The 26,209-nt window shown below is 25.2% G+C and carries 37 protein-coding genes and 2 tRNA genes; 10 read left to right on the forward strand and 29 right to left on the reverse strand.

What is annotated here, in order from left to right; genetic code table 4:
* The first annotated feature begins 8 nt into the window (after window positions 1-8).
* Window positions 9-779, forward strand: a complete 771-nt coding sequence (locus ACE38S_RS06760) for a TatD family hydrolase (protein WP_374696942.1) — start codon at window positions 9-11, stop codon at window positions 777-779.
* 80 nt (window positions 780-859) lie between these two features.
* Here the strand turns inward: ACE38S_RS06760 and ACE38S_RS06765 are convergent, their stop codons facing one another.
* The 8 genes from ACE38S_RS06765 to rplI all read right to left on the reverse strand — a co-directional run bounded on the left by ACE38S_RS06765 (window position 860) and on the right by rplI (window position 9,137).
* Window positions 860-1,918, reverse strand: a complete 1,059-nt coding sequence (locus tag ACE38S_RS06765) for a rod shape-determining protein (protein ID WP_374696943.1) — start codon at window positions 1,916-1,918, stop codon at window positions 860-862.
* Between the two features lie 55 nt (window positions 1,919-1,973).
* The gene (locus ACE38S_RS06770) at window positions 1,974-3,017 is read right to left on the reverse strand and encodes a rod shape-determining protein (protein ID WP_374696944.1); all 1,044 of its coding nucleotides are present in this window, start codon (window positions 3,015-3,017) and stop codon (window positions 1,974-1,976) included.
* A gap of 402 nt (window positions 3,018-3,419) precedes the next feature.
* On the reverse strand, window positions 3,420-3,542 hold the full coding sequence (locus ACE38S_RS06775) for a hypothetical protein (RefSeq protein ID WP_374696945.1): 123 nt from the start codon (window positions 3,540-3,542) through the stop codon (window positions 3,420-3,422).
* 7 nt (window positions 3,543-3,549) lie between these two features.
* A complete protein-coding gene (locus tag ACE38S_RS06780; protein ID WP_374696946.1) occupies window positions 3,550-3,696 on the reverse strand; it encodes a hypothetical protein in 147 nt (48 codons plus the stop codon).
* Between the two features lie 1,891 nt (window positions 3,697-5,587).
* The gene (locus ACE38S_RS06785) at window positions 5,588-5,797 is read right to left on the reverse strand and encodes a hypothetical protein (protein ID WP_374696947.1); all 210 of its coding nucleotides are present in this window, start codon (window positions 5,795-5,797) and stop codon (window positions 5,588-5,590) included.
* Between the two features lie 205 nt (window positions 5,798-6,002).
* Entirely contained in the window at window positions 6,003-7,229 is a 1,227-nt protein-coding gene (locus ACE38S_RS06790) for a hypothetical protein (protein ID WP_374696948.1), read from the reverse strand.
* 69 nt (window positions 7,230-7,298) lie between these two features.
* The gene (dnaB, locus tag ACE38S_RS06795; protein WP_374696949.1) at window positions 7,299-8,684 is read right to left on the reverse strand and encodes a replicative DNA helicase; all 1,386 of its coding nucleotides are present in this window, start codon (window positions 8,682-8,684) and stop codon (window positions 7,299-7,301) included.
* 3 nt (window positions 8,685-8,687) lie between these two features.
* Complete coding sequence (rplI, locus tag ACE38S_RS06800) at window positions 8,688-9,137, reverse strand: 50S ribosomal protein L9 (protein ID WP_374696950.1); 450 nt, start codon at window positions 9,135-9,137, stop codon at window positions 8,688-8,690.
* Between the two features lie 752 nt (window positions 9,138-9,889).
* Here rplI and ACE38S_RS06805 point away from each other — a divergent pair.
* Entirely contained in the window at window positions 9,890-10,030 is a 141-nt protein-coding gene (locus tag ACE38S_RS06805; RefSeq protein WP_374696951.1) for a hypothetical protein, read from the forward strand.
* A 918-nt stretch (window positions 10,031-10,948) separates the two neighbouring features.
* Here ACE38S_RS06805 and ACE38S_RS06810 read toward each other — a convergent pair.
* From ACE38S_RS06810 to ACE38S_RS06820, 3 genes are all read right to left on the reverse strand, one after another.
* Window positions 10,949-11,101 (reverse strand): hypothetical protein, encoded by a 153-nt coding sequence (locus ACE38S_RS06810; RefSeq protein WP_374696952.1) that lies wholly within the window; start codon window positions 11,099-11,101, stop codon window positions 10,949-10,951.
* A gap of 37 nt (window positions 11,102-11,138) precedes the next feature.
* The gene (locus tag ACE38S_RS06815) at window positions 11,139-11,342 is read right to left on the reverse strand and encodes a hypothetical protein (RefSeq protein ID WP_374696953.1); all 204 of its coding nucleotides are present in this window, start codon (window positions 11,340-11,342) and stop codon (window positions 11,139-11,141) included.
* Window positions 11,343-12,505: 1,163 nt separating this feature from the next.
* A complete protein-coding gene (locus ACE38S_RS06820; RefSeq protein ID WP_374696954.1) occupies window positions 12,506-12,658 on the reverse strand; it encodes a hypothetical protein in 153 nt (50 codons plus the stop codon).
* A 38-nt stretch (window positions 12,659-12,696) separates the two neighbouring features.
* On the opposite strand from ACE38S_RS06820, the gene ACE38S_RS06825 reads away from it, so the two are divergent.
* Complete coding sequence (locus ACE38S_RS06825; protein ID WP_374696955.1) at window positions 12,697-12,951, forward strand: hypothetical protein; 255 nt, start codon at window positions 12,697-12,699, stop codon at window positions 12,949-12,951.
* 286 nt (window positions 12,952-13,237) lie between these two features.
* Here the strand turns inward: ACE38S_RS06825 and ACE38S_RS06830 are convergent, their stop codons facing one another.
* From ACE38S_RS06830 to ACE38S_RS06860, 7 genes are all read right to left on the reverse strand, one after another.
* Window positions 13,238-13,405, reverse strand: a complete 168-nt coding sequence (locus ACE38S_RS06830) for a hypothetical protein (RefSeq protein ID WP_374696956.1) — start codon at window positions 13,403-13,405, stop codon at window positions 13,238-13,240.
* 134 nt (window positions 13,406-13,539) lie between these two features.
* Window positions 13,540-13,695 carry a hypothetical protein gene (locus ACE38S_RS06835; protein WP_374696957.1) on the reverse strand — a complete coding sequence of 52 codons (156 nt, stop codon included), beginning with the start codon at window positions 13,693-13,695 and terminating at the stop codon, window positions 13,540-13,542.
* Window positions 13,676-13,888 (reverse strand): hypothetical protein, encoded by a 213-nt coding sequence (locus ACE38S_RS06840; protein ID WP_374696958.1) that lies wholly within the window; start codon window positions 13,886-13,888, stop codon window positions 13,676-13,678. The genes ACE38S_RS06835 and ACE38S_RS06840 overlap by 20 nt, the downstream gene beginning before the upstream one ends.
* On the reverse strand, window positions 13,866-14,255 hold the full coding sequence (locus tag ACE38S_RS06845) for a hypothetical protein (RefSeq protein WP_374696959.1): 390 nt from the start codon (window positions 14,253-14,255) through the stop codon (window positions 13,866-13,868). The genes ACE38S_RS06840 and ACE38S_RS06845 overlap by 23 nt, the downstream gene beginning before the upstream one ends.
* Window positions 14,256-14,297: 42 nt before the next feature.
* Window positions 14,298-14,729, reverse strand: coding sequence for a hypothetical protein (locus ACE38S_RS06850; protein WP_374696960.1), 432 nt, complete (start codon window positions 14,727-14,729; stop codon window positions 14,298-14,300).
* Window positions 14,730-14,956: 227 nt separating this feature from the next.
* On the reverse strand, window positions 14,957-15,139 hold the full coding sequence (locus ACE38S_RS06855; protein ID WP_374696961.1) for a hypothetical protein: 183 nt from the start codon (window positions 15,137-15,139) through the stop codon (window positions 14,957-14,959).
* A 2,148-nt stretch (window positions 15,140-17,287) separates the two neighbouring features.
* On the reverse strand, window positions 17,288-17,503 hold the full coding sequence (locus ACE38S_RS06860) for a hypothetical protein (RefSeq protein WP_374696962.1): 216 nt from the start codon (window positions 17,501-17,503) through the stop codon (window positions 17,288-17,290).
* Between the two features lie 525 nt (window positions 17,504-18,028).
* Here ACE38S_RS06860 and ACE38S_RS06865 point away from each other — a divergent pair.
* From ACE38S_RS06865 to ACE38S_RS06890, 6 genes are all read left to right on the forward strand, one after another.
* A complete protein-coding gene (locus ACE38S_RS06865; RefSeq protein WP_374696963.1) occupies window positions 18,029-19,087 on the forward strand; it encodes a hypothetical protein in 1,059 nt (352 codons plus the stop codon).
* 116 nt (window positions 19,088-19,203) lie between these two features.
* Window positions 19,204-19,280: transfer RNA gene (locus ACE38S_RS06870), tRNA-Ile, on the forward strand.
* A 17-nt stretch (window positions 19,281-19,297) separates the two neighbouring features.
* Window positions 19,298-19,373, forward strand: a tRNA-Ala gene (locus ACE38S_RS06875).
* A gap of 115 nt (window positions 19,374-19,488) precedes the next feature.
* Entirely contained in the window at window positions 19,489-19,812 is a 324-nt protein-coding gene (locus ACE38S_RS06880) for a hypothetical protein (RefSeq protein ID WP_374696964.1), read from the forward strand.
* 15 nt (window positions 19,813-19,827) lie between these two features.
* Entirely contained in the window at window positions 19,828-19,995 is a 168-nt protein-coding gene (locus ACE38S_RS06885) for a hypothetical protein (protein ID WP_374696965.1), read from the forward strand.
* Between the two features lie 954 nt (window positions 19,996-20,949).
* Window positions 20,950-21,111 (forward strand): hypothetical protein, encoded by a 162-nt coding sequence (locus ACE38S_RS06890; RefSeq protein ID WP_374696966.1) that lies wholly within the window; start codon window positions 20,950-20,952, stop codon window positions 21,109-21,111.
* A gap of 289 nt (window positions 21,112-21,400) precedes the next feature.
* Here ACE38S_RS06890 and ACE38S_RS06895 read toward each other — a convergent pair whose 3' ends face one another.
* The 10 genes from ACE38S_RS06895 to ACE38S_RS06940 form a co-directional block, all read right to left on the reverse strand.
* Window positions 21,401-21,544, reverse strand: coding sequence for a hypothetical protein (locus ACE38S_RS06895; protein WP_374696110.1), 144 nt, complete (start codon window positions 21,542-21,544; stop codon window positions 21,401-21,403).
* 27 nt (window positions 21,545-21,571) lie between these two features.
* On the reverse strand, window positions 21,572-21,727 hold the full coding sequence (locus tag ACE38S_RS06900) for a hypothetical protein (RefSeq protein ID WP_374696967.1): 156 nt from the start codon (window positions 21,725-21,727) through the stop codon (window positions 21,572-21,574).
* Between the two features lie 311 nt (window positions 21,728-22,038).
* On the reverse strand, window positions 22,039-22,230 hold the full coding sequence (locus ACE38S_RS06905; protein WP_374696968.1) for a helix-turn-helix domain-containing protein: 192 nt from the start codon (window positions 22,228-22,230) through the stop codon (window positions 22,039-22,041).
* 188 nt (window positions 22,231-22,418) lie between these two features.
* Complete coding sequence (locus ACE38S_RS06910) at window positions 22,419-22,577, reverse strand: hypothetical protein (protein ID WP_374696969.1); 159 nt, start codon at window positions 22,575-22,577, stop codon at window positions 22,419-22,421.
* Between the two features lie 276 nt (window positions 22,578-22,853).
* Entirely contained in the window at window positions 22,854-23,165 is a 312-nt protein-coding gene (locus ACE38S_RS06915; protein WP_374696970.1) for a hypothetical protein, read from the reverse strand.
* A gap of 15 nt (window positions 23,166-23,180) precedes the next feature.
* On the reverse strand, window positions 23,181-23,486 hold the full coding sequence (locus ACE38S_RS06920) for a hypothetical protein (RefSeq protein WP_374696971.1): 306 nt from the start codon (window positions 23,484-23,486) through the stop codon (window positions 23,181-23,183).
* 33 nt (window positions 23,487-23,519) lie between these two features.
* Window positions 23,520-23,651 carry a hypothetical protein gene (locus ACE38S_RS06925; RefSeq protein WP_374696972.1) on the reverse strand — a complete coding sequence of 44 codons (132 nt, stop codon included), beginning with the start codon at window positions 23,649-23,651 and terminating at the stop codon, window positions 23,520-23,522.
* Between the two features lie 294 nt (window positions 23,652-23,945).
* Window positions 23,946-24,113: a hypothetical protein gene (locus tag ACE38S_RS06930; RefSeq protein WP_374696973.1), complete on the reverse strand. Its 168-nt coding sequence runs from the start codon at window positions 24,111-24,113 to the stop codon at window positions 23,946-23,948.
* 12 nt (window positions 24,114-24,125) lie between these two features.
* Window positions 24,126-24,641 (reverse strand): hypothetical protein, encoded by a 516-nt coding sequence (locus tag ACE38S_RS06935; protein ID WP_374696974.1) that lies wholly within the window; start codon window positions 24,639-24,641, stop codon window positions 24,126-24,128.
* 127 nt (window positions 24,642-24,768) lie between these two features.
* Entirely contained in the window at window positions 24,769-24,999 is a 231-nt protein-coding gene (locus ACE38S_RS06940; RefSeq protein WP_374696975.1) for a hypothetical protein, read from the reverse strand.
* A 205-nt stretch (window positions 25,000-25,204) separates the two neighbouring features.
* On the opposite strand from ACE38S_RS06940, the gene ACE38S_RS06945 reads away from it, so the two are divergent.
* Window positions 25,205-25,555: a hypothetical protein gene (locus ACE38S_RS06945; RefSeq protein ID WP_374696976.1), complete on the forward strand. Its 351-nt coding sequence runs from the start codon at window positions 25,205-25,207 to the stop codon at window positions 25,553-25,555.
* A 407-nt stretch (window positions 25,556-25,962) separates the two neighbouring features.
* On the opposite strand, the gene ACE38S_RS06950 is transcribed toward ACE38S_RS06945, so the two are convergent.
* Window positions 25,963-26,181, reverse strand: coding sequence for a hypothetical protein (locus ACE38S_RS06950; RefSeq protein ID WP_374696977.1), 219 nt, complete (start codon window positions 26,179-26,181; stop codon window positions 25,963-25,965).
* Window positions 26,182-26,209 lie beyond the last annotated feature (28 nt).

The raw sequence follows: 26,209 nt of genomic DNA on the forward strand, positions 1-26,209 counted from the left end.
GGGAAAATATGCAAGGAATCTTTGATACACATTGTCATTTAATGTCCCATGAATATGAAAATGAAGAAACATCAGCAATTATTGCTGACGCTAAAATTAGTGGTGTATATTGACTTAATAACGTTGGATATGATTTAGATTCTAGCCAAGCGGCAGTACGTCATGCTTTGCAGTATGATAATGTTTTTGCAACAATTGGTTTTCATCCAACTGATGTTGCTAAATATGGTGTTTCAGATTTAGAAAAATTAGATAAGCTATTAAATAGTGATAAAATAATTGCGGTTGGTGAAGTTGGTTTAGATTATTTTCATAAAACTGTTTCTCCAGATTTGCAAAAGCATTGATTTATTAAACAAATTGAATTAGCGAAAGAACATAAGCTTCCGCTTGAAATCCATTGCCGTGATGCATACGATGATTGTTATGAAATATTAAAAGAACAAAAAGTAACACAAGGTTTAATACATTGTTATAATGGATCAATGGAAATGACACAAAAATTTTTAGATTTAGGATTTTATCTTTCATTTGCTGGCAATATTACTTTTAAAAATGCCGAGCAATTACGGGAAATTGCAAAAATGGTCCCATTAAATAAAATTTTAGTGGAAACTGATGCACCATATCTAACCCCCGACCCATACCGTGGCGAAAAGAATTATCCTAAATTTATTATGTATATAATTAAAAAGTTGGCAGAATTAAAGAATATTCCAGTTGAGGAAATGATCCGTATTACTAATAAAAATGCTCGAAAAATATTTAAACTTGATTAAATTAATTTTTCAATTCAAAATATTAAAAATAAATTGAAACAAAAAACATTAGGTTATAACCTAATGTTTTTTGTTTCAATTTATTTTCTTTTTTTACCTAATGATGATAATAATCCTTTTTCTTGGAAATTATATAAACCATTTTCTATATTTTTCTTAATTGTTTTTTCGAAAATTTTTGTTCCTTCAATAACACAATTTAATGGATCTGAAGCTATTTTGGTTGGTAATTGGAAGATATCAAAGAAATATTTATCAATATTTCTAATTAAAGATCCTCCACCACAAACTGTAATTCCATTTCTCATAATATCCCCAGCTAATTCTGGTGGTGTATTTTCTAATAATTCAATTACTAAGTCTGTAATTTTAGAAAATGCATTTAATAAAACATTTCTTATTTCTTCTGAAGAGATTTTTGCTTCTTTTGGTAATCCTGAAACAATATCACGTCCGTAGATTTGCATTGATCTTTCGTTGTGGTATTTAACTAATGAACCAATGAATTTTTTAACATCTTCAGCTGTTTTTTGCCCAATAGCAATGTTATATTCTGAACGAATGTATTTACGAATATCATCATCAAAATGGTTTCCGGCAACTTTAATTGATCTTGAAACTACAATATCACCTGATGAAATAATAGCTAAATCAGTTGTCCCTCCCCCAATATCAATTATTAAATGTCCTTTAGGTAATTCGATATTAATTCCTGCTCCTAAAGCGGCCATTTTAGATTCCTCTTCGATGATAACTAATTCAGCTCCCATTCCTTTAGCAACATTTTTTAATGCTTCTCTTTCAAGTTCAGTAACCCCACTTGGACACGCTAATAATACAATAGCATTTTTTCAAATATTCATCATTTTCATTTTTGAAAAGATATGTTTTAATAAATCTTGTGCAGCATCCATGTCTGCGATAACCCCATCTATCAATGGTGTTACCATTCTGATATCTCCGTGTGTTTTTCCTACCATATCATAGGCAGATTTTCCTAAAGCAATTAAACTATTATTTTTATTGTTATAAGCCATTAATGATGGTTCATTGTAGACTAAACCTTGTCCTGAAACATATGCTAAGACATTAGCGGTTCCTAAGTCAAGAGAAATAAATGGTCTAGTTTCTGGTCTCACGTTTTTTTCCTCCTTAACAAGTTAATAACTATATATAATCAAACGAATGATTATTCTAGTAATTTAATTCTTTAACATTCATTGATTCTAATCTTAAGATATCAAAGATGTCTGATTCGAATTTTTTAGTTCCATTAATAACAGCTAATAATGGTTGTTCTCCAATTTTTGATGGTAATTGTAATGTATCTGTAAAGTAACGGTCAATTCCTTTAATTAAAGCCCCTCCACCACAGATTGTAATTCCATTTCCGAAGATGTCACCAGCTAATTCTGGTGGTGTTTCTTCTAACACTTGAACTGTCAAGTCAATAATTCTTGACACTGGTATTTTTAATACTTCTCTAATTTCTTCTGGTGTTACTTCAATTTCTCTTGGTAATCCTGACACAACATCACGTCCGTAAACTTTCATTCTTCTTTCGTCAGAATATTTTGATAATGATCCAATTTCGATTTTAATTTGTTCTGAAGTTTTTGATCCAATTTCTAGACCATATTGTGAACGAATGAATTTTTGTGCCTCATCATTTAAGTAGTTTCCAGCAACTTTAACTGATTTTGATAATACGATATCTCCTGAGGCTATAACAGCAATATCTGTTGTTCCTCCCCCCATATCGATAATTAGGTTTCCAGCAGGTTTGTAAATATCAACCCCACCGCCTAAAGCAGCCATTTTAACTTCTTCTTCAACAAAAACTTTAGATGCTCCTAAGTTTACCGCGATTTTTTTTAAAGCAGCTTTTTCTAATTCAGTAATTATTGATGGGCAAGCCAACAACATAATTGAATGTTTTAATTGTTTTGTAATACGTAGTTTTGTAAAGATATATCTTAATTGTGCTTCAGTTGCACGAATATCAGTAATAACTCCATCGACCATTGGTTTAACAATGCGAATTGACTTATTTCCTTTTCCGATCATTTTGTAAGCTTCGGATCCTACAGCAATAATTATGTTTTCTTTAATTCTGTAAGCAACAATTGATGGTTCATTGTAAACGATTCCTGAACCAGAAACATATACTAATGTATTAGCAGTTCCTAAATCCATTGAAACGAAAGTTGGTTTTTTTGCACCATTAAATAAAGCCATGTAATTTTGTCCTCCTGTTTCTTGTTAAATTAATTAATTATATTAATCTAATTAATTAATCAGTAAAATGAATTGCAGGTCTCTATTTTAATTTTAAACAGATAATACAACACATACTAATTATAATGTAAATTGTAAACTAAATGCAACATTTTATGAAAAATAAAGTGTTTTTTTATTTTTATATTAAAAAACATAAATTTATTTTCATTATTAATCGGATATTATCTTTAAATTAAAAACTTTTATCATAAAAACAGATTAAATTCTGTTTTCCATACACAAAATAAACTTATTGTAACCCATTTAATCTAACTATTAATCTAATTAATATAAGTATTTTTTACAAAACAAAAAGCACTTTATTATTTTTTTAATAAAATTCTATATTTGCATTACAATTTATAGTTCAAAAAATTTAACACCAATAATTAAATCATTTTTATAATTATAACGTTCAACATTAAATTGTTTTTTTATTCCACAAAAAAATGAATCATATATTCCTTCCTGTCTTATTTTCATTTAATAATTATTCTAAATCAAAAACTCTCTGGCTAAGGTTTTTACCATTTACTTTGGTGGTGCCACGAACAACAGTTACCCCTATTCTGTTCATATAATTTGGATAATTAAAATAAGAAATATCATTTTCATCTAGTTTTTTTAACTTCATCATACAACGGAAAAGTATACTACACAAATGTTTAATAGATTATATGATCATCATTATATTTATTAAATCAAAAAATTATAACTTGTTTTTTATATAATTGCATTGTTATTTCATTATCGGTGTAATTAATTTAGGAATTAATTATTTTAATGTGATGATATTTTTTATTCTTGAGATTTTAATTATCATATTAAACAATCGATATAAATATTCATTTTCATCAAGTATTGTTGTGTCCAAAAGGATTACTTCATTAAGACCAAAAAGAATATCCCCTATTGTTACACATCTCCTCCTTTTTTTGTTCGCTCCCATTGTCAAAACCAACTATTTTAATAATTCTTCCGTTAGGTCAAATATATTAAAATCTATTATCACTAACTTTTTCTTTATAATTTTTTTGAAACAATTTATTTGATAGTTACTACGTAATCTTTTAAATCATTAATTACTATTGTCGGTTTTTTTATAGTAATTGTATTTTGCTGATATGCAACAATATCTTGTTAGTAAACAATTTAAATCTAAAAAATTTCACGTGTAAAATAAATTTAATAAACAAAACAAATAAGATATTATTTTCCAAATCCCTTTGTCTCAGTTAAAATTTTAAAAATTGATGGCTGTGATATTAGATAATAAAATTTTTAAATAAAAATCTTAGCTAGTACATCAATGTTAAAATTATATTTTTGTTCATCTCAATTTATATTATTTTTTTTCTTATGGCATATTCTAAAAGTATTAAAATACTATACAATTATAAATCTATTAAAATCTTCATTACATTCTGATTTTTAGATATATATTATTCCCCACTATTTTTAAATGGGAGTCAAGGAAAATATTTTTTTAGAAAAACCGCACCTGAGCGTTAAGACATTTTGACAAATAAAAATCTTTATAAAATAAGGGCTATCAACTATTTAAATTGATCAGTAATATCAAATAAATCAATTGTAAATTTTACTATCTCATTGTATTAATAGGTAAATTTAAACTCTCATGTACCATAATCAGCGATTAAACTAACTAGAAATTTACTTATATAATATACAGTTTTTAGTTAAATTCGGCCTTTATTAGCAATGCCGTCATTATATGTATCAAATTCAATACTGCCACTTATACAACTATTATTGTTGCTTTATTTCTCTAAATTTGTAATTCGATGTGCTAAATATTTTGAATAACCACCATTAGTGCGATATCTTACATTTTTTGAAAAAAATTAGAAATATGTTATCTTTTTCGCTTATTTTTTTAATATCGTTATAATTAATATTATAATGAAATTAGTATAATTACATATTAAAAGCAGGGAGTAAAATAACAAAATAAACAACAGATAAAACCATTATATGAAAAAAATAATGGTAATGACAATGATTTTCGTTGTCAAAAAAAATCAAAAACATAGAGCACAAATGATCAAAATCGAATTTGAAAGTTTGACTCGGAAGGACATCCCGAGTCCATGAAATTTATTGGAAAATTAGTAAAAGACCACCGTTAGATCAAAAAAATAATTGATAAAAAATCCAATGTATAAAATTTTGTTAAATACAAAAAAAGAATAATCAATTACAGAAGCAATTCTTTCAAACAGATAACCCAACTATATTGATGTTAATAATATTACTGTTGCTAACTTATTTAAACTTATTAAGTTAGTGAAAGAATAGTACCTATTATTGACAATTACTATTAGAAAAAATACAGTCGCTTTGTCCGAATTGTCGCGGAAACGAAAAATTGCCATGATGGAACAATCCCGATAAAATAAAAAAATAACCAAGTAATAAAATATAACCTCGGGGTTCTTTTTTAAAATTTTAACCTTATTTATGATAAACCTCATTATTAATAATTTTAAAACTACGATATATTTGTTCTAACAAATACTAACTGACACAATTGATGCGGATAATGTTATCGCCCCAAAACTTAATTGGAAATTAACCTTTGTTTGAATTTCACGATTAAAATAATGACCATTGCCAACAATAAATAATAATCTTGCTTTTTTAAAATTTCTTACTTTAGTGATACAAATTGAAATTTGATCACTTTTTAAAATATTCCTTTGTGACGCTAATATCACTTTATAATAATCCGGATAATCTAATGGTTTATTAATTACTAATCCTGTGTTTGTTCATTAATTGTCACTTGTTCATTTTTATTATTAGTTTTTTTATTCAATAATTTCTAATTTAGCATAATGTTTAATTTGTTCAATAAAGGTTTCACAACCATCACTAAATATTTTTTATCTAAGGCTCCAATGGTAAAAAATTTAATGTTCATTATTTATATTTATTAGTAATTGAATCAACATTAATTTTTCATTTTAAAGCTGGGAAAGTATAATCTGATTTTTGCCTTGGAAATTGGCCATTTTTGTCAACCTCTTTATCTTCATCTGTTGTTAAGATTCCTTTTTCATCCCCTTTTTTAACAAATCCTAATGCCACTTGAATATCAGGATTAATTTTAACATCATTTGGAATATCATTTAAATTATAACGGTGATAATCATCATCCTTTAAATCATCAAAGTCATAGAAACCATAACCAAGGAATAATCATTGATGACCATAAGTTGCTTTATTATTCTTATTGTTTGGATTAAGATAAACTAAGTAATTAGCATAAACGACTAATTTATCAATTGTTGCATTAAAGGTAAAACGATGGTGTTCCCCTTGGAATTCTAAACGAATTGTGACATTTGAAATAATAATTGCAACATAACGGGTTGATTGATAACCACGATTTTGTTCAATTTTATCATAACCCTCATTATATCCATTTTTAGGATTATTTAACCATTCAATAATTGATGATACTGGTGAAAATGTTTTTAATGATGGTGGGGTAAAAATCCCTTTTTTACTAGTAGTAGGTCAAGTATACTCTTTAACTCAATCTTTTTCGTTTGTTTTTTCTGGATTTCCGGTTGTTGTCATTAAATTTTTATTTGTTGAATTCTGAATTGCTTGATTTTCATTGGCAAGTAAAGCTACTTGCACATAATTTGAATCATAACTAGTTGAATAATCATTATAAAAAGCTTCTCATATTTCTTTTTGATTAATTTTCTTACTACTATCAAGAGTATCTGTCATATCACTTTTCGCCTTGGCAATTAAGTTATCTTTTTGCCTTTGTAACCCAGCAGCAACTTGTTCATCACTTCATTTTGTACCTTTACCAGTTGTTACACTATTGTCTTTTGTTAAATTTATTCCATGTAAAAAAGGATTAAGGACATTATTAACTAAGCCCATTTGGCCTCCTTGTAAACTATATTCAAAAGGAGCATCGGTTTCATCTTTTCCTGATTTAGTGGCATCGTCTATTCCATTTGTTGATTTACTGGTTGCTGTTGGAGAATGACTAAATTTTTGATCCCCATTATATATAAAAACAGAAACTGGACTACCACGTGGGGTTCCACCACATGCAACAAGCGATGATAATGATGTTAAACATAACACTGATGCTGTAAAAATTGATAGTAGCTTAATCATTATAAACCTCTTTTCTAAAACACTAATTTAATAATTATTCTTTTCACTGAATAATATACTATCTTAAGTTTATGTATTTTGCAAACTAAAATCAGTAAACGACCCATGTTTTTTTACAAACAACAATTCAACGTTACCAGTTGGTCCATTTCGATGCTTTGATAAAATTAATTGTGCTTTTTCAGTTTCTGGCCCCCCTAATTCTAACTTATCTGAATCACGGGCAGTATAATATTCTTCTCGAAATAAAAACATAATAATATCGGCATCTTGTTCAATTGCCCCTGAATCACGTAAATCAGACATAATTGGTCTTTTATCTTCTCGTTTTTCAACTAACCGTGATAATTGTGATAAACAAATAATTGGTATTTCCAACTCACGTGCTAAAGCTTTAAGTTGCCGTGAAATTGTGGAAACTTCTTGCTGTCGCGAATCACCAAAATGCGTTCCGGTGCTTAATAATTGTAAGTAATCAATTACAACTAATCCAACTTCATTTTCTCGGCATAATTTCCGTAACTTTGATTGCAACTCAATAACCTTTAAACCAGGCGTATCATCAATAAATAACTTTGTCTGTTTTAAAAAATCTGCCGCCTTGGTAATATTTTTTCAATCACAACTTTGTAAACCTTTTCCTGTTCGAACTTTAACCGAATCTACCGTTGAATAACTCCCTAACATTCTTTGAATTAATTGTTCCGCTGGCATTTCAACAGAAAAAATTGTAACAGCTTTCTTTGATTGAGCAGCTGATTTAACAGCAAAATTTAACGCTAAAGCAGTTTTCCCCATTGATGGTCGCGCTGCTAAAATAATAAAATCCCCTTTTTGAAATCCTGAAGTCATACGGTCTAAATCATGAAAACCACTCGGACTTCCTGTTAAAATTTCTCCGGAATTTTCCAATAATTCAATTTTGTGTAACACTTTGTCCACTTCATCATAAGATGTTTTAAATAAATTACCTTTCCGTTCTTTTTTAACATCTAAAATTTCTTTTTCGGCCCGACTAACAACTTCATCAATCGGTTGATGAGCATCAATGTACATGTTAATCTTATTAACAACTGCTTTTAAACGACGTGATGTTGTATTTTTAATAATAATATCTAAATATTCTGATAAATTAGTATCCGTTGTATATGACTGAAATAAATCCGTTAAAAATTCAATTCCGCCAATTTTATTCAAAATATTATTTTTTAACATATAATTACTCAATGTTGTAACATTAATCGCAACCCTTGCTAAAAATTGTTCTTGTAAAGCTTTAAAAATCACTTTGTAATTCATTACAGTAAAATCATCTTCGTTTAAAATCGAAAAGACTTCTTCAGCAGCACCAATTGAATGGGCAATAATTGCTAAAACATTTTTTTCGGCATCACTAATAACATTAATTTTATTTATTTCAGTTTTACTTATTTCTATTTTATTTAAATTTTCCATCAATTAACTTCCTCTTTTTTCAATCATTACTTTTAATGTTGCGATAATATTTTTAGTTAATTTAATTTTTAAATAATGTAGACCAAAACTTGTCAAATTATTATTATCAATAAATTTTTTTTTATCAACTTTTAAATCAAATTCTTTTTCTAAACGATCTTCAATTTTTGTTAAAGAAACGCTTCCAAATGTTTTGTTATCATGTACTTTTAATTTAAAATTTAATGTTAATTGTTCTAATGCAGTTTTTAATTCCTCTAAAGTTGCTTTTGTCGCCGCTGCTTGAGCTACTTGTTGAGATAATACGACATTTAACTTCGCTAAATTAGCCGGAGTTGTTGGAATGGCAAATCCCTTTTTAATTAAATAATTTTTAGCATATCCATCAGAAACTTCAATCACGTCATTACTATTACCCCTACCTTCAACATCTTTCACTAAAATAACTTTCATCATAATCACCTACTACAAATTATAACGGAAAAACTTCTTAAAATAATTATAAATAAAAAAAAAAAAACGAATTATTTAAAAGCGCACCCCAAAAAGTAAGTAAAATAAAAAGATTTTGCTAAATTTTTATAGGGTAGCATTTATATAGCAAGAAAAGGACAAAAATATAACAAATATACATCAAAATTTATAACAAAAATCATTGAGGAAATTAAACAAAAAAGTTGTTGAATAGCAGCAAAACAATGTAATATAAATGAAAATACAGCAAGATCTTAATGAGTAAATCATAAAAAAGGAAATTAGATATTCCTAAATGATCTAAAATATCTTTTACCAAAATAGTTTTATAATATTATAAAACAAGGTATGAGTTACTAAAAAAGCTCCACGACTTTTACAATTAAACAAATTAATAATCGTCTCTTTTATTAAACAAAATTGTCGTGAATATTCAATAAAATTATTACTAGAAATAACGGAGTTAAAACGTAGTTATTGAGATAAATATAAAAATTATGACAGTAGCAAAAAGATAAAAAATAATAAATGATATTGTAAAAGTCTATGAAAAAATTTAAAACAATTTGGACATCGAAGAATTACTAAATATTTAAAGAAAGATTATGATATAAAATATAATTCAAAAAAATTTTTAATAATTATGATTGATAATCAAACACAACCTGAATATGTAGGAAAAATGAGAAGAAAAATGAAATATAAACATAATAAATAAATAAAAAATTTTATTGCAATATCCTGATTTAATTAATTGTAAATTCAATGATATAAAAACAAGATTTTTAGTACTATATACTGATGTAACATATTTAATTTGAAAAGGAGAAAGATATTATCAATCAACAATTATTGATAAATATACTAAATAAATAGTTGGTGTAAAGTTATCTAAATATAACAAAAATAAATTAGTAATAGATAATTTAAATTATGCAATTAATAAAATAAAATTGATAAAAAAGATCTGAATGGCATAATAATTCACTCAGATCACGAATATCAATATAAATTCGCTATTTATCACAATAAATGTTTATCTAACGGTATTATAACTTCAATAAAGGAAAAATACCACTATGCAGATAATATTATTGTTATAAAAAGTTTTCATTCATTACTTAAGAAAGCTATAATCCATAATAAAATATATAATCCACACAAATAATATATAAAAAATGTTATAAAATGAAATATATAGTATTTAAATTGTAAAGAAAAAGATTTTTTTAAAAAAATAATAAATATTTTTTATTAGTACTTACTAAAATGGGCGCACTATTCTATGTTTCAGAAGGAAAAGTATATGAATATAATTTAGATAATGATAGTAAAAATATAATTATTGATAGTAATGATAAAAATAATAAATTTGAAATATCCGTACCTCCAATTCCCACCATTGATAATGGTAAAAAAGTTTATATCTTTTGTTTTAAAAGATCCAAAATTATGAAATTTTTCAATTCACCTATATACAGTTGATTTTAACAACTTATATTTCTTAAAAATTTCAAGAATGGTTTTACCATTTTGATAAAGTAAAATAATTTGTTTTTTAAATTAATCGGTATATGAATTTTTTCCTATTTTTATATTATTACTTTCTTCATAATTATATTTTATTTGAAAGTCCACATAAATATGATTAAACTTATTGTAAACTATCAATTTAGTAAGGCATCAACTTATAACTTGGTATATTATGCTTCTAAATCAATCATTATTAAATCAATGCCTTCTTCTTGAAAAGTACGAAACATTTTATTTAAAATTGTTAGATTATCCAACTATTTTACATAGGTAGGCAATAAACCTTGTCATGTTGCCATCAGGTAATTTTGTGAAGAATAATTAATATCACCAACACTCATATTTGCTGAAGTAAAGAATTCAATTGGAATACGATTAAATGTTCAATTTTCAACCGTAATAAATATCATATTAATACAAATTTTTTAATAATGGGTCTTTAAATGTTTAAAACTTTAATTTTAAAAATGGATAGTTTAAATATGAATTAATCATATTTTGGGCCCTTAAGGCAAAAGTTTTAAATCATAATTCGACATCACCTTTAAATAATTTATTATAACGAATTGGAACCCGGTTAATTTTACCTGTCATTGGATTAAAATTATTATAATTTTTCAAAATAATATTTTGTCATAATTCATTTAACATTTAATCATTTCCTTATCATTGCTTTCTTTTTAATTTAATTTTATTTAAGATAAACTTTTTACTACTTAATAGTGTTCTTTCTTTAATTGTTTTGTTTAAATTTTGTTTTGTTCTGAGTTGCTTGTGTGTTTGAAATACTATTTCATCACCCAACAAACTAATAACCTACTATCTTTGGCCGTATTTAACAATTTATCTTTATTAAAGTTATTTTTAAATTGTTCTTGCAATTTTAATATCTTAGCAATTGTTCGATATATTTTAAAACTATCCTTTACTACTTGTTGATAAGCAAGTAGTGCAAAAGAAACTTAAATTAAACAAACTTGTTTTTGTACATCCCCAACCAATAAACCATTCGCTGTTCATATAGAATTTGAATGGTTCAGAAGCCAAAACAAACTGTTCTGCTTTGATTAACGTTGTCATAACCACAATTGGAGCATATTTGAAGTTTTTATAATATATTTTGTTATAAGGCAGCAACAAAACTTCCCCCCGCCCGCGCGCGGCCAACAACACAACACAAAACAGATAAAAGGGTTATTTTAACGGCTAAAAACACCTCAGAACAATAAGGAAACGGTAATAATTGTCCTTTTTAAATAGCCTTAGTTTCAAATTTAGATAATATTTTTTTAGTTTTCTTTGTAATTTTATTAATTATTTTTTGTTTAATCGTAATTATTTGTTTTTCAATTGGAGTTAATAATTTTTTAATTACTTTTTGAAGATAAAAATTTTAGTTTAAATGATTTAAAACTTTATTTAATTTAATTGGCGTTTGGTGCAAAATATTTAATAATTTATTGTTATATATCTTACTGACCCGCATTAAATTAGTATTTAATACTAGATTTTTACCAACACCTTTTTATGAAGATTAACCATAATTTTATATCATTTATTAGTACTAATTTTGCTTATTTTATCAATATTTAACTCGTATTAAGATAACCATTTATTGGTATTTTTTTCATTTATTCGTGATATTTTGTGAACTAATGTAGGACTTACTTTTTGAATATTTTTTTCAATTTTTAACAAATTATTAATTGTGTTTAGTTTAGAAACTTTAAAATATTTATAAAAATCATTTCGGGATAATTTTCTAATTGTATACAATAAAGTTTCATTATTAACCTGTTTTGTAAAATCAAATATTAATTTATCAGATGTAATATTTTACCTGTAATTTGTTTGATAACGTCTCCTAAGTTATTAGCAGTTATTATACCTAATTTTTCAAGTAGTTTAGTTTCTTTTGATAATTTTAAAATTATAGTTATTCGAGCAGCCCGCGTTAATTTAACCAACACCACTAATTGCTGGTAATAAATTTAAGGCAGTACTTTTGCTGTCACTTCGGAAGTTTAAACTATTATATATTTGATTTACGGCAAAATCGGTTGCTTTTTCTATTCCAAATGAGATAAATGCTGAAGCAAAATTAGATAATTTTTCTTCTAATCCAACAGTCGAAGCAATTTCACCAATTAAAACCGATAAATCAAGGACTAAAACTTGTATTTCTAAAAATTATAATAATTATAAACCAAAACTTTTTTCTTGTTGTTTAGCAGATAATATTGTTGGTAACTGTTTTTAACATCATAAATAATGGCTGTTTTAGATGTTCCAATTGGCATATCTATCAAACGAAAAAGTACTATTTTTTAGTACTTAAGAATTTTTAATTTTAACATCAATCGGATTTGTTTGACCAGTAGCATTGTTTTTACCTTCAATTCTAACTCCAACAATTTTATCATTTGTAATATTAATTGATCATTCTTCACCTTTACTTTCAAAAAAGTAATCAAAATCACCTTTAGTTAAAGAACTATTTACCGCTTTAACTGTTTTTTAAAAACATCTTTAAATTGTGGTTTTAATTATTCTGGTGTTGTACTTGTTGAGTTTGTAACATGAATTGTTAGTTTATCTAATTTATTAATTTTACTAATATCAATTTTGACAACAATATGTTTAATAATTCCTTTTGGCTCAACTACTGCTCCGCCCAAATATAAAAACTCTTTCCATAATCAAAGTATTACCATTCAAGTCCCTAATGCCGCCGCCCCAACCCTTAACGGAGTGTGGTCTTTTTTGCGTATAATATAAGCGGGTCATATTTTTTGCTAAATTTAAAGGCAATTATATTAACACCATTTGATAATAATTCAATCGTTTTTTATGAACCATCTTTATTAATAATTGGTAATTTTTTAGGAACCACATAGTATGTTGTTCCTTCAACAGTTTTCATTGCCCCACTTTTTGTTATTATGCTATTTATTTGGTTGTTTGCTCCAAGTTGTAACTGTAATTTATCACGCGCGAATGCCACGAATAAAATCAGCGGAACCTAAGACAACTGTTTCTGATGGAGTAAAACCATTTTCATATACTTTATCCATAATTTCATCATGAATTTGTAAAGCGTTTGTATCATCTGCTTTTTGTCCTTGGATAGTGGTAACTGTTCCGTTGTTAATAATATCTAAAATTTTATTGCGCTTATAAGCAACTTCGGTATCCATTGCTTGTTCAATATCAACCGCTCAAAGATTGGGTAAAATCACTTTCTACGGGGTCTAATTTACGAGCAAAAGTTAAAATGGTATCTAATTCAACAATTCCATCTTCAAATTCCACCGTTGAGTATTTTAATAAATTATCATCGGTATTAAATACATGACCATCTTTTTCTAGACCTTCGTTATATTTAATATTTTTCTTTCTTTTATATGTTAAACCAAATTTATTGGCTTCTTTTCACGCAAATAAAGCTTCTCAACTAAATTTTTGTTGATAAGTTTGTAAATATCATTGGTCAAATGCTTCACAATCGTTTTTTGTTGCTTGATTAGTAATATCTCCAAATATTCTTTTTGGGTCTCGTGCCATAATTTTTTTCTTATTTCTATTTATTAAATACATTGTCTGTATCTATAATTTTTTTTCTTTATTTTCTGTTTTTGGTACGCCACCAGTATTAACAGTTTGAACTTTAATTAATTCATCATAAACACTTTGCAATTGTGCTTTGATAACTTCAATATCATCATTAATATCATAAGATTTTAATAAGACATTTTTAAATTCTTCATTATCAGTTAAATAATTATTAAAATTATTAATTTCAATTTGTTTTAATCGCAGCGTTTGTTGTTCTAATTGTGAAATTAATTCAGTATTTTTTGTTTGTATTTCGTTGATTTGTTGATTGTTATTTTCTAAATTACTTACATTAAATTCTTCAATTTCAGCAGTATTTTCTAAAATAATTTCAGCAGTTTTAATATCCAAACTATTATCTTCATTTTTAAGAGGTTCATTATTTTCATTTATAAGAACATATTTTACATTTTTTAATACCATTATTTTTCCTCCTATTTTTTAATATTTGTATTTGTTCTTTTTCTAATCGCCTTTTTTATAATTTCAAAACTATCGACTCGAAAAGATAAAAAATATCGTTTAGTTTTTAAATTTAACTAATTAAATACTGAGCCTTTAATTTTTATCTCATCATCTTTTTTTAATTTTAAAAAATCAAATACAAATGGTGGATTATATATTGATAATGTTGAATAATTTAATCCATTTTACTGACATTTTGCTGAACAATCATCAACTTCAACACCACCGGCAACCAGCGCCTTAATTTTGGTTTTAATTGGATTTTCATGTAATCTAACAGTTAGTTCTAATTTATTAATTCTTTTATTTTTTGTTTTAGGTTTATTAATTATTGATTTTTTTGGTAAATTACTTTTTGTTTGTGCCATTTTTATCAACTTCTTTTGTTAAAAAATATTGTAAATGTTTTCAAGCATCGTATTCATGTTCTGTTATTTTAATATTTCCTTTATAGCTATAATTTTTTTAACAACTGGTGAATGTAAAACATAATTTAAATTAAATCGATATTTACATAAAACTTGTACACCACCGATGAATTTAGGAGTAGATAATGGGTTTTTTTATTTTTAAACCTTTATGAAGTTGATAATCTTCAATTAGTACAAGAACTTTATTCAAATAAGAACAAATTTGCTTTTGAAAGTTATTGAATATTAAATAGATATTATCTATTTAATATTATTCATCTTTAGAATTAAAAGTAATGTTATTAATTATTTTAATTTGCAAAACATTATAAATAATAATATCAGTTTGGTCAATTCCAGAAGGGTCAATTGCAATAATATATTTTAATTTATTTGTTTTATTTTTTATTAATTTGTAATATTTTTCAACCTTCTGTTGCTAAACATAAAATATCATTAATTTTATAATGTTGTATATATTAATTAATAATATTTATCATTTATCTTCAAATAAATTTAAATACATTTTTGTTTATTTTAAACATTGTAAATCATAATGATTTTTATGATGGAAAATACGACAACCAACAGCTTTACAAATAACTCAATCAAATGATGTTGTTATTTTATTTTAATTTTTATTGATATATTTATTTTTATATTATTGTATAATATTTTATTCTAATTTATTATTTTAAATAAACAGAAAATTCCTTTATTGGTTAATATTTTGATATTTAGTAAGAATATTTATATTTTTATTTAATTAGTTAAATTTCCACCACCCACCACCCACATCACTTCATGGGTGGGTGGTGGGTGGTGGCGATACTAAAACTTTATATTTAGAGATAAAGTTTATCCCGTACGGAAACAAACAATAGTTTACCTAGTTATTAATTACGCTTCATCCATCCCTAGACAACTTTATATAAAGAAAATAACCTTTTGGAGTTACAACCATCTTGTTTTTTAGTGTCCGATATTGTTTTTTTGGTTTTTAACAACACTCTTTTTATGAAAACAATCCCAAAAACACATGCTATAACATTTCGCAAGGGATTAATCTTGTCGAAAATTAAAGAAATAAATAGGAGTAAATCCATCTCTTTCACACTTTCTTTAATTCTTCGTGCCATAGATGAGTTATCAATCTTTAAGCATTAAAATATTAATTTTGATAGTTGCATTATTGATTGAATAATACCTTTATTTGAAAAGAAATTTATAAAAATATCCTTTATTTTGTGTAGGTAAAACAGTAAAAAATCTGTTTTTATGATAAAAATTTTTAATTTAAAGATAATATCCGATCAATAATGCAAATAAAAAATCACTTCAATAAGCGATTACTTAATTTACATTTAATTACTTTATTTATAATTTTTATAAAACATAAATTTTTTCTTACTACCAAATTTATGGAGCTTGTAAAATTAAAGCTTTTTTAATTTAAAAAGATATTATCTTATCGCGAAGAAAAATTAACCAAATTATGATCGTAATTGTAAATATATTTGAGACACTTTATTGAATATTTTATATTAAATCCAATGAATTTTTATAATTTAATGATTTTTTAGCATTGAAAATAAATTCAATGATATTTTATTTAAGTCATATTGAGAAAATATTGATAAATCTATTCCTTTTGGTAAACTTCGTATCAAAATTCCATTATTATTTTCGTTTAATCCTCTTTGGATATGACAACCATTATCAGCAAAATAAACTTTTATTTTACAAATATTTTAAGTTTTTTTCACATAATAAATTCTTTACCACGATAAAATGTAATTGTTTTTATTGTGCCAGATGGGTTTGTTTAAAATAAATTTTATTATAATTTCTATGACATCTTTGCTTTTGCTAGTATTTAGTTATTAGTATTAGTTACTAGTGGGATTGATATTTTAGGATCATATATTGGCTAAAGTTATAATTGCTATTTTATGGTTTTTACCAACTATAGTATCTCCCTCTAGATGACCAGAGACATTCATATTTTAATATTTGAAAATTCAATATTACGTTCAATAATTGTTTGACAATTATTAACTTTTCTGTGGTTTTTTGTTTTATTATGTGGTTTATGTTTACCTTTTCTTAATAAATTTTTTTATTAAAATTATAACGAGAAAAGGTAAACATAAATAAAGTCTTTGAACAGATAAAATTTTTGTTAATATTTCTTATTATATTTGTATTAATATCTAGTGAATAGTGTTCATAATTAACTAAATAATTAATAATTTCGAGGTAAATTTTATTTAATATTTTTTGTTTGCTACTGACTTTTTTTGTTTTTATTACTATTTTCATAAATTTCAATTGAGTTTAAATCAGCGGCCAACATTTTATAAATTTTATGGACAGTTATTTTACTTTGATTTATTTTATAAACTGTTTTTCTAATTTAATAATTAAAATTTTGATATTGTTGGATTGAAATTAATTTTTCTATTGTGATTTTTTGATACACTTTGTTATTTCTCTTTTTTTAAATTTTAAATTTAACACAATATTTTTATTTGTTTAACTGTCCCATTTAATTTTATGTATATTGTAAACCAAACGCAACACTTTGTTTTTCATAAAGTGTTGCGTTTGGTTTACAATATACATAAAATTTTAACTAATATCGTTGTTGCAATTATGAAAACAGGATTAAAATAAAGCTATCAATAGATTTTTAGAACGATTAGAAACGTTAGATTCAATTTAATTTTTAATTATACTTCTTCTCTTTAAAAAATAAATATGATATTATATTTTTTTTTGATTTTTATGATATAATGTACGGTATAAAGTATATTTTATATAAAATTGGGTAAATGGGGTGCAAAAATGAATAATAATGGCTTTTATATCTTACCAAATGAAGAAGGATATTTAATAAAGTCAAATGATACTAATAGTGAAGTTGCACTTTTTAGAAGTCGTCGTGATGCAGAATTATTTATCAGTACTTTAACATTATCGCCGGTTACTTCTTATCCAAATGGTTATTTAACAGGGGTTTCTGCACCTCAATATGCAAACAATCCGCAACAGATTATTACCCCCCCCCCATATCCGACTACTAATGGTGCTTTACCACAATTCTTTTTTATTCAACAACCAGCTTCATCTCAGCAAGTAATGCCACAACCATATCAATTTTATCCAACGATGCCATCACATTCACATCCATCAACGGGAAATGGAATGTGACAAGGTGGGGTATATTCAGGAATGTTTCCAAACTACTACGGACCACAAAATAATAATTGTGGTGGCACTTGTTCTTGTTGCCATAATAATTCAAATTATTATGATAATTTTAATAATAATTTTCAACCAAATAGTGATTTTAATATCAAAAACAATAATGATTTAAGAAAAGAACCAAGCATTTTACCACAAGAAAATAATGGGTCTTTAGAACGTAGGTATAAAGAACAAATAAATAAATTCCCAACGGAAGAATATAATTATGGGTCAGGTATGAACCAAAATAAAAGGGGTGTACCTTTTGATGAACCAATTGTTGAACAAAAATATAATAATAATTCGGTGGTGAGTTCAGAGGAACCTATAAGATCAAGTTGTGAAAAAGGAAATCAAGAACAACCACCCAATAATCAATCATATTATGAACAAGTTTTTGTTACAGACCCTGTTTTTCTTAATCAGCAAAAACAACAAATAGAGCAACCGCAACAAGCGGCGAACTCAATTAATTTAGATAATGATGATGAATTATTTAATTTTGTTAATGATAATGATTTTAATCGTAATGTTAAAACTTCTAAAAAAGAAACCAAGCGGTTAATGAAAGAAGAATTAAAATCAGCAAAAATGCAAACAAAATTAGAGAAACAAAATATTAAAAAAGAAAAACGTAGAGGATCTTTTGATATTTAGGATTTATAACCAATTGTGAAATAAAAAGAAAAGTACTTTGCTTTTTATTTTTTTAAAATATTTTAAATTTATGGTTGTTTTTTGAACAAATTTAATGTTATAATGATTTAGGTTTCCGGGCTATAGCTCAGTTGGTTAGAGCGCACCCCTGATAAGGGTGAGGTCGATGGTTCAAGTCCATTTAGCCCGACCATTTTTTATCATATTTTTGGGCCCGTAGCTCAGCCGGTAGAGCACCTGCCTTGCACGCAGGGGGTCGACGGTTCGATCCCGTTCGGGTCCACCATTTAAATTTATAATTGTCAATATTACCATAATTTTTCAAAAGGAACCCTTTAGTAAAGTTATTTTTTTTAGTATAATACATTTAATGTAAAACATAATATAAACAAGGGTGTGATATGGCAATTTTTGATAATAATAAAAACGAAAAATATGCATATTTTTTAACGAATTTTAAAGAAATATTAGTGGGATGATTAACAATAGTTAACGATTATTTTATTAAATCATCATTAGATAATTCATCAATGAAATTATTTGAAATGAATGTTGACAAGGCAATTGTGTTTTTCGATATTAATTTAAATTATAATAGTGAATTACGTGATTTATGAATTATTAAAGAAAGTTATAATATTTATTTAACAAATAATCTTTACTTAGAGTTAAGAAAAAAAATAAGAAAAAAGAGTCAAAAAATTATCAATTTAATTATAAATTAAATTGATAATTTTTTTATGGAAGATTCAGAGCTATTAAAATTTTGTGAATATACTTTAAATATTACTAATTTATCAATAGATACTAATGGATCTACTATTAGTGCTTTAAATAATTATAAGTCAGTTGCTTTTAATAGTTATTTAACAAAAATTTATGAATTATTAGATTTATTTGCAATTTAAGTTGTCGATACAATTAATAACGAGTTAAAATTTAAATGTTTTGGTTTAAAATAAAATAAGTTTTAGTAGTAACAGTAACAAAATAAAAAGAAAAGTGCGTTGAAATTAAAGATTTTAATCCTAAATTAAAATATTATATTTTTAGTTTTATGCAATATACAAAATATCGTAATTATTTAACACACCAAGAAGATACTGGTGATAAAAAACGGTTAAATATAATTTTTAAAAAAACAGCCTTATATTTATATTTATTAGATATTTGTTAAAAAAATAAAAAAGAGTGCACCCCAAAAAGTAAGTAAAATAAAAAGATTTTGCTAAATTTTTATAGGGTAGCATTTATATAGCAAGAAAAGGACAAAAATATAACAAATATACATCAAAATTTATAACAAAAATCATTGAGGAAATTAAACAAAAAAGTTGTTGAATAGCAGCAAAACAATGTAATATAAATGAAAATACAGCAAGATCTTAATGAGTAAATCATAAAAAAGGAAATTAGATATTCCTAAATGATCTAAAATATCTTTTACCAAAATAGTTTTATAATATTATAAAACAAGGTATGAGTTACTAAAAAAGCTCCACGACTTTTACAATTAAACAAATTAATAATCGTCTCTTTTATTAAACAAAATTGTCGTGAATATTCAATAAAATTATTACTAGAAATAACGGAGTTAAAACGTAGTTATTGAGATAAATATAAAAATTATGACAGTAGCAAAAAGATAAAAAATAATAAATGATATTGTAAAAGTCTATGAAAAAATTTAAAACAATTTGGACATCGAAGAATTACTAAATATTTAAATGAAGATTATGATATAAAATATAATTCAAAAAAAGTTTTAATAATTATGATTAATAATCAAATACAACCTGAATATGTAATAAAAATGAGAAGAAAAATGAAATATAAACATAATAAATAAATAAAAAATTTTATTGCAATATCCTGATTTAATTAATTGTAAATTCAATGATATAAAAACAAGGTTTTCAATGCTATATATTGATGTAACATATTTAATTTGAAAAGGAGAGAGGAGAGGAGAGGCATTATCCATCAACAATTGTTGATGGATAATGCTAAATAAACTGGATTAGCAGCCCTTTTTAGGACACTTTTATAATGGACTGTTGTTTTTTCTAAATTCAACAGGTATTAAATAATTCAAACTACCGTGAATTCGAATATTGTTACATTAATGCACAAAGTTAAATAATTTGTATTTTAATTGGTTAAATTTATAAATTTTTGCCTCTTAACAAATTATTTTTTAAAACTTTTGTAAATTGTTTCATCCATAACATTATCATAAGAACAGCCTTTATTGCTTAATGATTGTTTGGTGTTAAAAGTATTTAAGGTATTGTCAATGATTTTATTTTTAAATTAATTACCCCAGTTAGTATGAAATAACGTAATTTGTTTTAATGGTCTTATAATTGAATAAAAGGTTTCTTGCACTAGTTGTATTGTTTTATTTGTCTCGACACTATAGCCAATTATTTCACGATTAAACAAGTTAATTAACAAACAAAGATAATGTCATTTAGCACCACATTAAACATATGTTAAATCACTAACAACAACTTCATTGGGTTGTTTATTATTAAATTCACGGTTTAAAACGTTGCTAATTTCGTTGTTATTAACCACCAACTTATGATTATAATATTTTAATTTGGTGCATTTAGATACTAACTGATTTTTAATCATAAGTTGGTGAATTTTTCTTCGCGATAAGATAATATCTTTCTGATTTAAAAAGCTTTAATTTTACAAGATCCATAAATTTTTCGATTATCATTGGATGCATTGATGACTTTTTGTTCATAATTATTAACATCAACAATAGCCACATTTATTAATTTGATAGTAATATGTTGATTTTGCTATCTTTAATTTTGATCCTATTTGACCAATTTTTTTCACAGAATATTTTTCTTTATTATTGTTAATAATTTCTATTTTTTATCAACTATTAGCACCGCTTGCTTTAAAAGGTTGTTTTTCCATTCGTAATTAGATTAATTCTTTCCGCAAGGCAATCAGTTAATTTTTTCAACAGTGCGATTATTTTTTGCTTTAAAAGATCCAGAATTATGAAATTTTTCAATTCACTGATATACAGATGATTTTGACACCTTATATTCCTTAAAAATTTCAAGAATGGTTTTGCCATTTTGATAAAGTAAAATAATTTGTTTTTTTAAATTCATCGGTATATGAATTTCTTCCTATTTTTATATTTCTACTTTCTTCATAATTATATTTTATTTGAAAGTCCACATAAATATGGTCAAACTTATTTGTAACTTATCCAATTAAAATATAAGTCGGTAATATTACTGTATAATTATGTTTTTAACTTTATAATAACTTTTACTTGTTTAGTTGCATAATCAATTTATAATTTTTCAGTAATAAAAACACTCTGGTCATTTTTAAGATAAAGGTCATAATCAAAAGTACAAGAAACTAAATTACCTAATTCATCATACTGGTCATTATAAAAATCAATAGTAATAAAATTAAGTTTTGAATTATTAGCAAAAATAAAATACACACCCCTTACCATTCTTATTAATTTTATATTCGTTATATCAATTCTTATTAGTAAAGTACTGCATTTTTAAAAATTTATTAATTAATTGATAATTTATTTGTTGATTAGTAACAGGATTATAATGCTAATTTTTAAATACGCAATATTTAAAAATTAGCATTATCTTCACAAATTATTTTTTTAAAATCTTATTATGTTTTTGAAAAATATCATTTTTATGATTAGTAATCGTTGATGCTAAATTAAGCTAATAACTATCAATATCATAACTATTTTTTAATTTATTTTTTGCTGATAACAATCCCATTTATAACATCTCTTTATTTGTTTCTTATTTTTAATAACATCTTCAATGCTGTCTTGTTTTTGTTCTTTTTTATGTGTTTTGATAAATCTAATTGTTTCAATAATTAAAACAATTACCCCAAAACTATTAAGCATTGCACCAATAATTACATATGTAGGTCAAGCAATCCCTAATTTAGTAGGGCCCAAAAAACAAATAATAATTCCGGCAATAAAAAACAAGGATGAAACTCCAAAGATTTTCAAAAACATAATTACATCTTTAATAGTTGCTTTTGACATAAAATCATCTCCCTTCTAAATTACTTTTTTTCTTTGAATATATAATGATTGAATTTTAGCGGGTGTTCCGCGTTTATCTTTATATGATATAATTCTCCCTTGAAAAAATGATACAAAAAAATATAATCCATCATTTGTTTCAATTGGAACTTTAACAGAAAACGAAAATTTAGGATGTGTTGTAACCATACCGCCATATCCGCCAGTTGGATTATTTTCATCATTTTGAACAAAAACTTGATAACTATAATTATCTTTATCATAATTTTTAATGTCATAAGAAAGAATGATCACTATTTGGTACAAAATCACCAATGTCAACTTGTTCTCAATTTGGCGCATCTGGTATAACAATTATTTTTTTAATTCTTCTAAAAGTTTTTCTTTAAATTTTGCAAGTTTATCATCTTTAATTTTTTCGATAAAAACCTTATCTAGTAATGCATCAACTTCTAACTGAATATAGTATGCTTTTAAATCGATCATTTGTTAAATCAATACCTTAATTCTTGAAAAGAATAAAACATTTTCTTTAAAGTTGTTAAATTAGCAAGTGACTTTGCATAAGTAGGTAATAAACCTTGTCATGTTGCCATCAGGTCATTTTGTGAAGAATAGCTAATAGCATTGACACTCATATTTTCTGAAGTAAAGAATTAAATTGGAATACGATTAAATATTCAATGTTAAACCGTAATAAATACCATATTAATACAAATTTTTTAATAACGGGTCTTTAAATGTTTCAAATTTTAATTTTAAAAATGGATAGTTTAAATATTAATTAATTATATTTTGGGCTCTTAATGCAAAAGTTTTAAATCATAATTCGACATCACCTTTAAAGAATTTATTATAACGAACGGGAACTTGGATAATTTTTCCTGTTATTGGATTAAAATTATTATAATTTTCCAAAGTAACATTTGCTCATAATTCATTTAACATTTAATCATCTCTTTATCACTGCTTTCTTTTTGTTTTGATTTTATTTAAGATAAACTTTTTACTACTTGACATTGTTTTTGTTTTAATTATTTTGCTTAAATCTTGTTTTGTTTTTAGTTTTTTATATGTTTGAAATATTAGTCCGTTACCTAATAAACTAGTAATCACACTATCTTCTAATGTTTGCACCAACTTATCTTTATTAAAGTTATTTTTAAATTGTTCTTGCAATTTTAATATCTTAGCAATTGTTCGATATATTTTAAAACTATCTTTTACTACTTGTTGATAAGCCAGTGGAGCAAAAGAAACTAAATTAAACAAACTTGTTTTTGTAAATCCCCAACCAATAAACCACTCACTATGCATATAGAATTTAAAAGGTTCAGGGGACAAAACAAACTGTTCGGCTTTGATTAAAGTAGTAATCACAACAATCGGGGCATATTTAGGATTTTTATAATATATTGTTAAAAAGCAGCAACTTTTCTCCGCTCGGGGCGGCCCCATCATAATAACATAAAACATATAAAAGGACTATTTTAACGGCTAAAAACACCTCAGAACCATAAGGAAACGGTATAATAATTGTCTTTTTTGAATGGCTTTTGTTTCAAAATTAGAAAATATTTTTTTAGTTTTCTTTGTAATTTTATTAATTATTTTTTTTAATCGTAATTATTTGTTTTTCGATTGGAGCTAATAATTTTTTAGTTACTTTTTGAAGATAAAAATTTGGGTTTAAATTATTTAAAATTTTATTTAATTTAATTGGTGTTTGATGCAAGATATTTAATAATTTATTATGATATATTTTACTGCCGCGCATTAAATTAGCGCTTAATAGTAAATTTTTACCAACACCTTTTTGATGAAGATTAGCCATAATGTTATATCATTCATTAGTACTAATTTTGCTTATTTTATCAATATTTAACTCGTATTCAGATAGTCATTTATTGGCGTTTTTTTCATTTATGCGGGGTATTTTTTGAACTAACGTCGGACTTATTTTTTGAATGTTTTTTTCAATTTTTAATAAATTATTAATTGTGTTTATTTTAGAAACTTTAAAACCTTTATAAAAATCATTGCGGGCTAATTTTCCAATTGTATATAATAAAGTTTCGTTATTAGCCCGCTTTGTAAAGTCAAAAATTAATTTATCAGATAAAATCTTTTTACCACTAACTTGTCCGACTACATCTTCTAAGTTATTAGCAGTTATTACACCTAATTTTTCAAGTAGTTTAGTTTTTTCTTTTGCTAATTTTAAAATTATAGTTGTTCGAGCCGCGCGCGTTAATTTACCAACACCACTAATTGCTGGTAATAAATTTAAGGCAGTACTTTTGCTGTCACTTCGGAAGTTTAAACTATCATATATTTGATTTACGGCAAAATCGGTTGATGTTTCTATTCCAAATGAGATAAATGCTTAAGCAAAATTATCTAATTTTGCTTCTAATCCAACAGCCGAAGCAATCTCACCAATTAAAACCGATAAATCAAGGACTAAAACTTGTATTCCTAAAAATTATAATAATTATAAACCAAAACTTTTTCTTGTTGTTTAGCAGATAATATTGTTGGTAGCTGTTTTTAACAGCACAAATAGGGGATGTTTTAGATGTTCCGATCAAGTGGCATATCTATCCGAAACGAAAAAGTACTATTTTTTAGTACTAATTAATAATTTTTAATTTTAACATAAATCTGTTTTGTTTGACCAGTATCTTTATTTTTACCCTCAATTTTACTTTAACAATTTTATCGTTTATAAATATTAATTGGTTAATCTTTGCTTTTGGTTTTAATATAGCAATAAAAATCATTTTCAGTTAAATAATTATTTATGGCTTTTCCTGTTTTTAAAAACATCTTTAAATTGTGGTTTTAATTGTTCTGGTGTTGCTTGTGTCAAATCTTCAATATGAATAGTTGGTTTATATAATTTATTAATTTTACTAATATCAATTTTGACAACAATATGTTTAATAATTCCTTTTGGCTCAACTACTGCTCCGCCCAAATATAAAAACTCTTTCCATAATCAAAGTATTACCATTCCAGTCCCTAATGCCGCCGCCCAACTC

The organism is Spiroplasma endosymbiont of Polydrusus formosus (genome assembly GCF_964263245.1).
GTDB lineage: Bacteria > Bacillota_I > Bacilli_A > Mycoplasmatales > Mycoplasmataceae > Spiroplasma.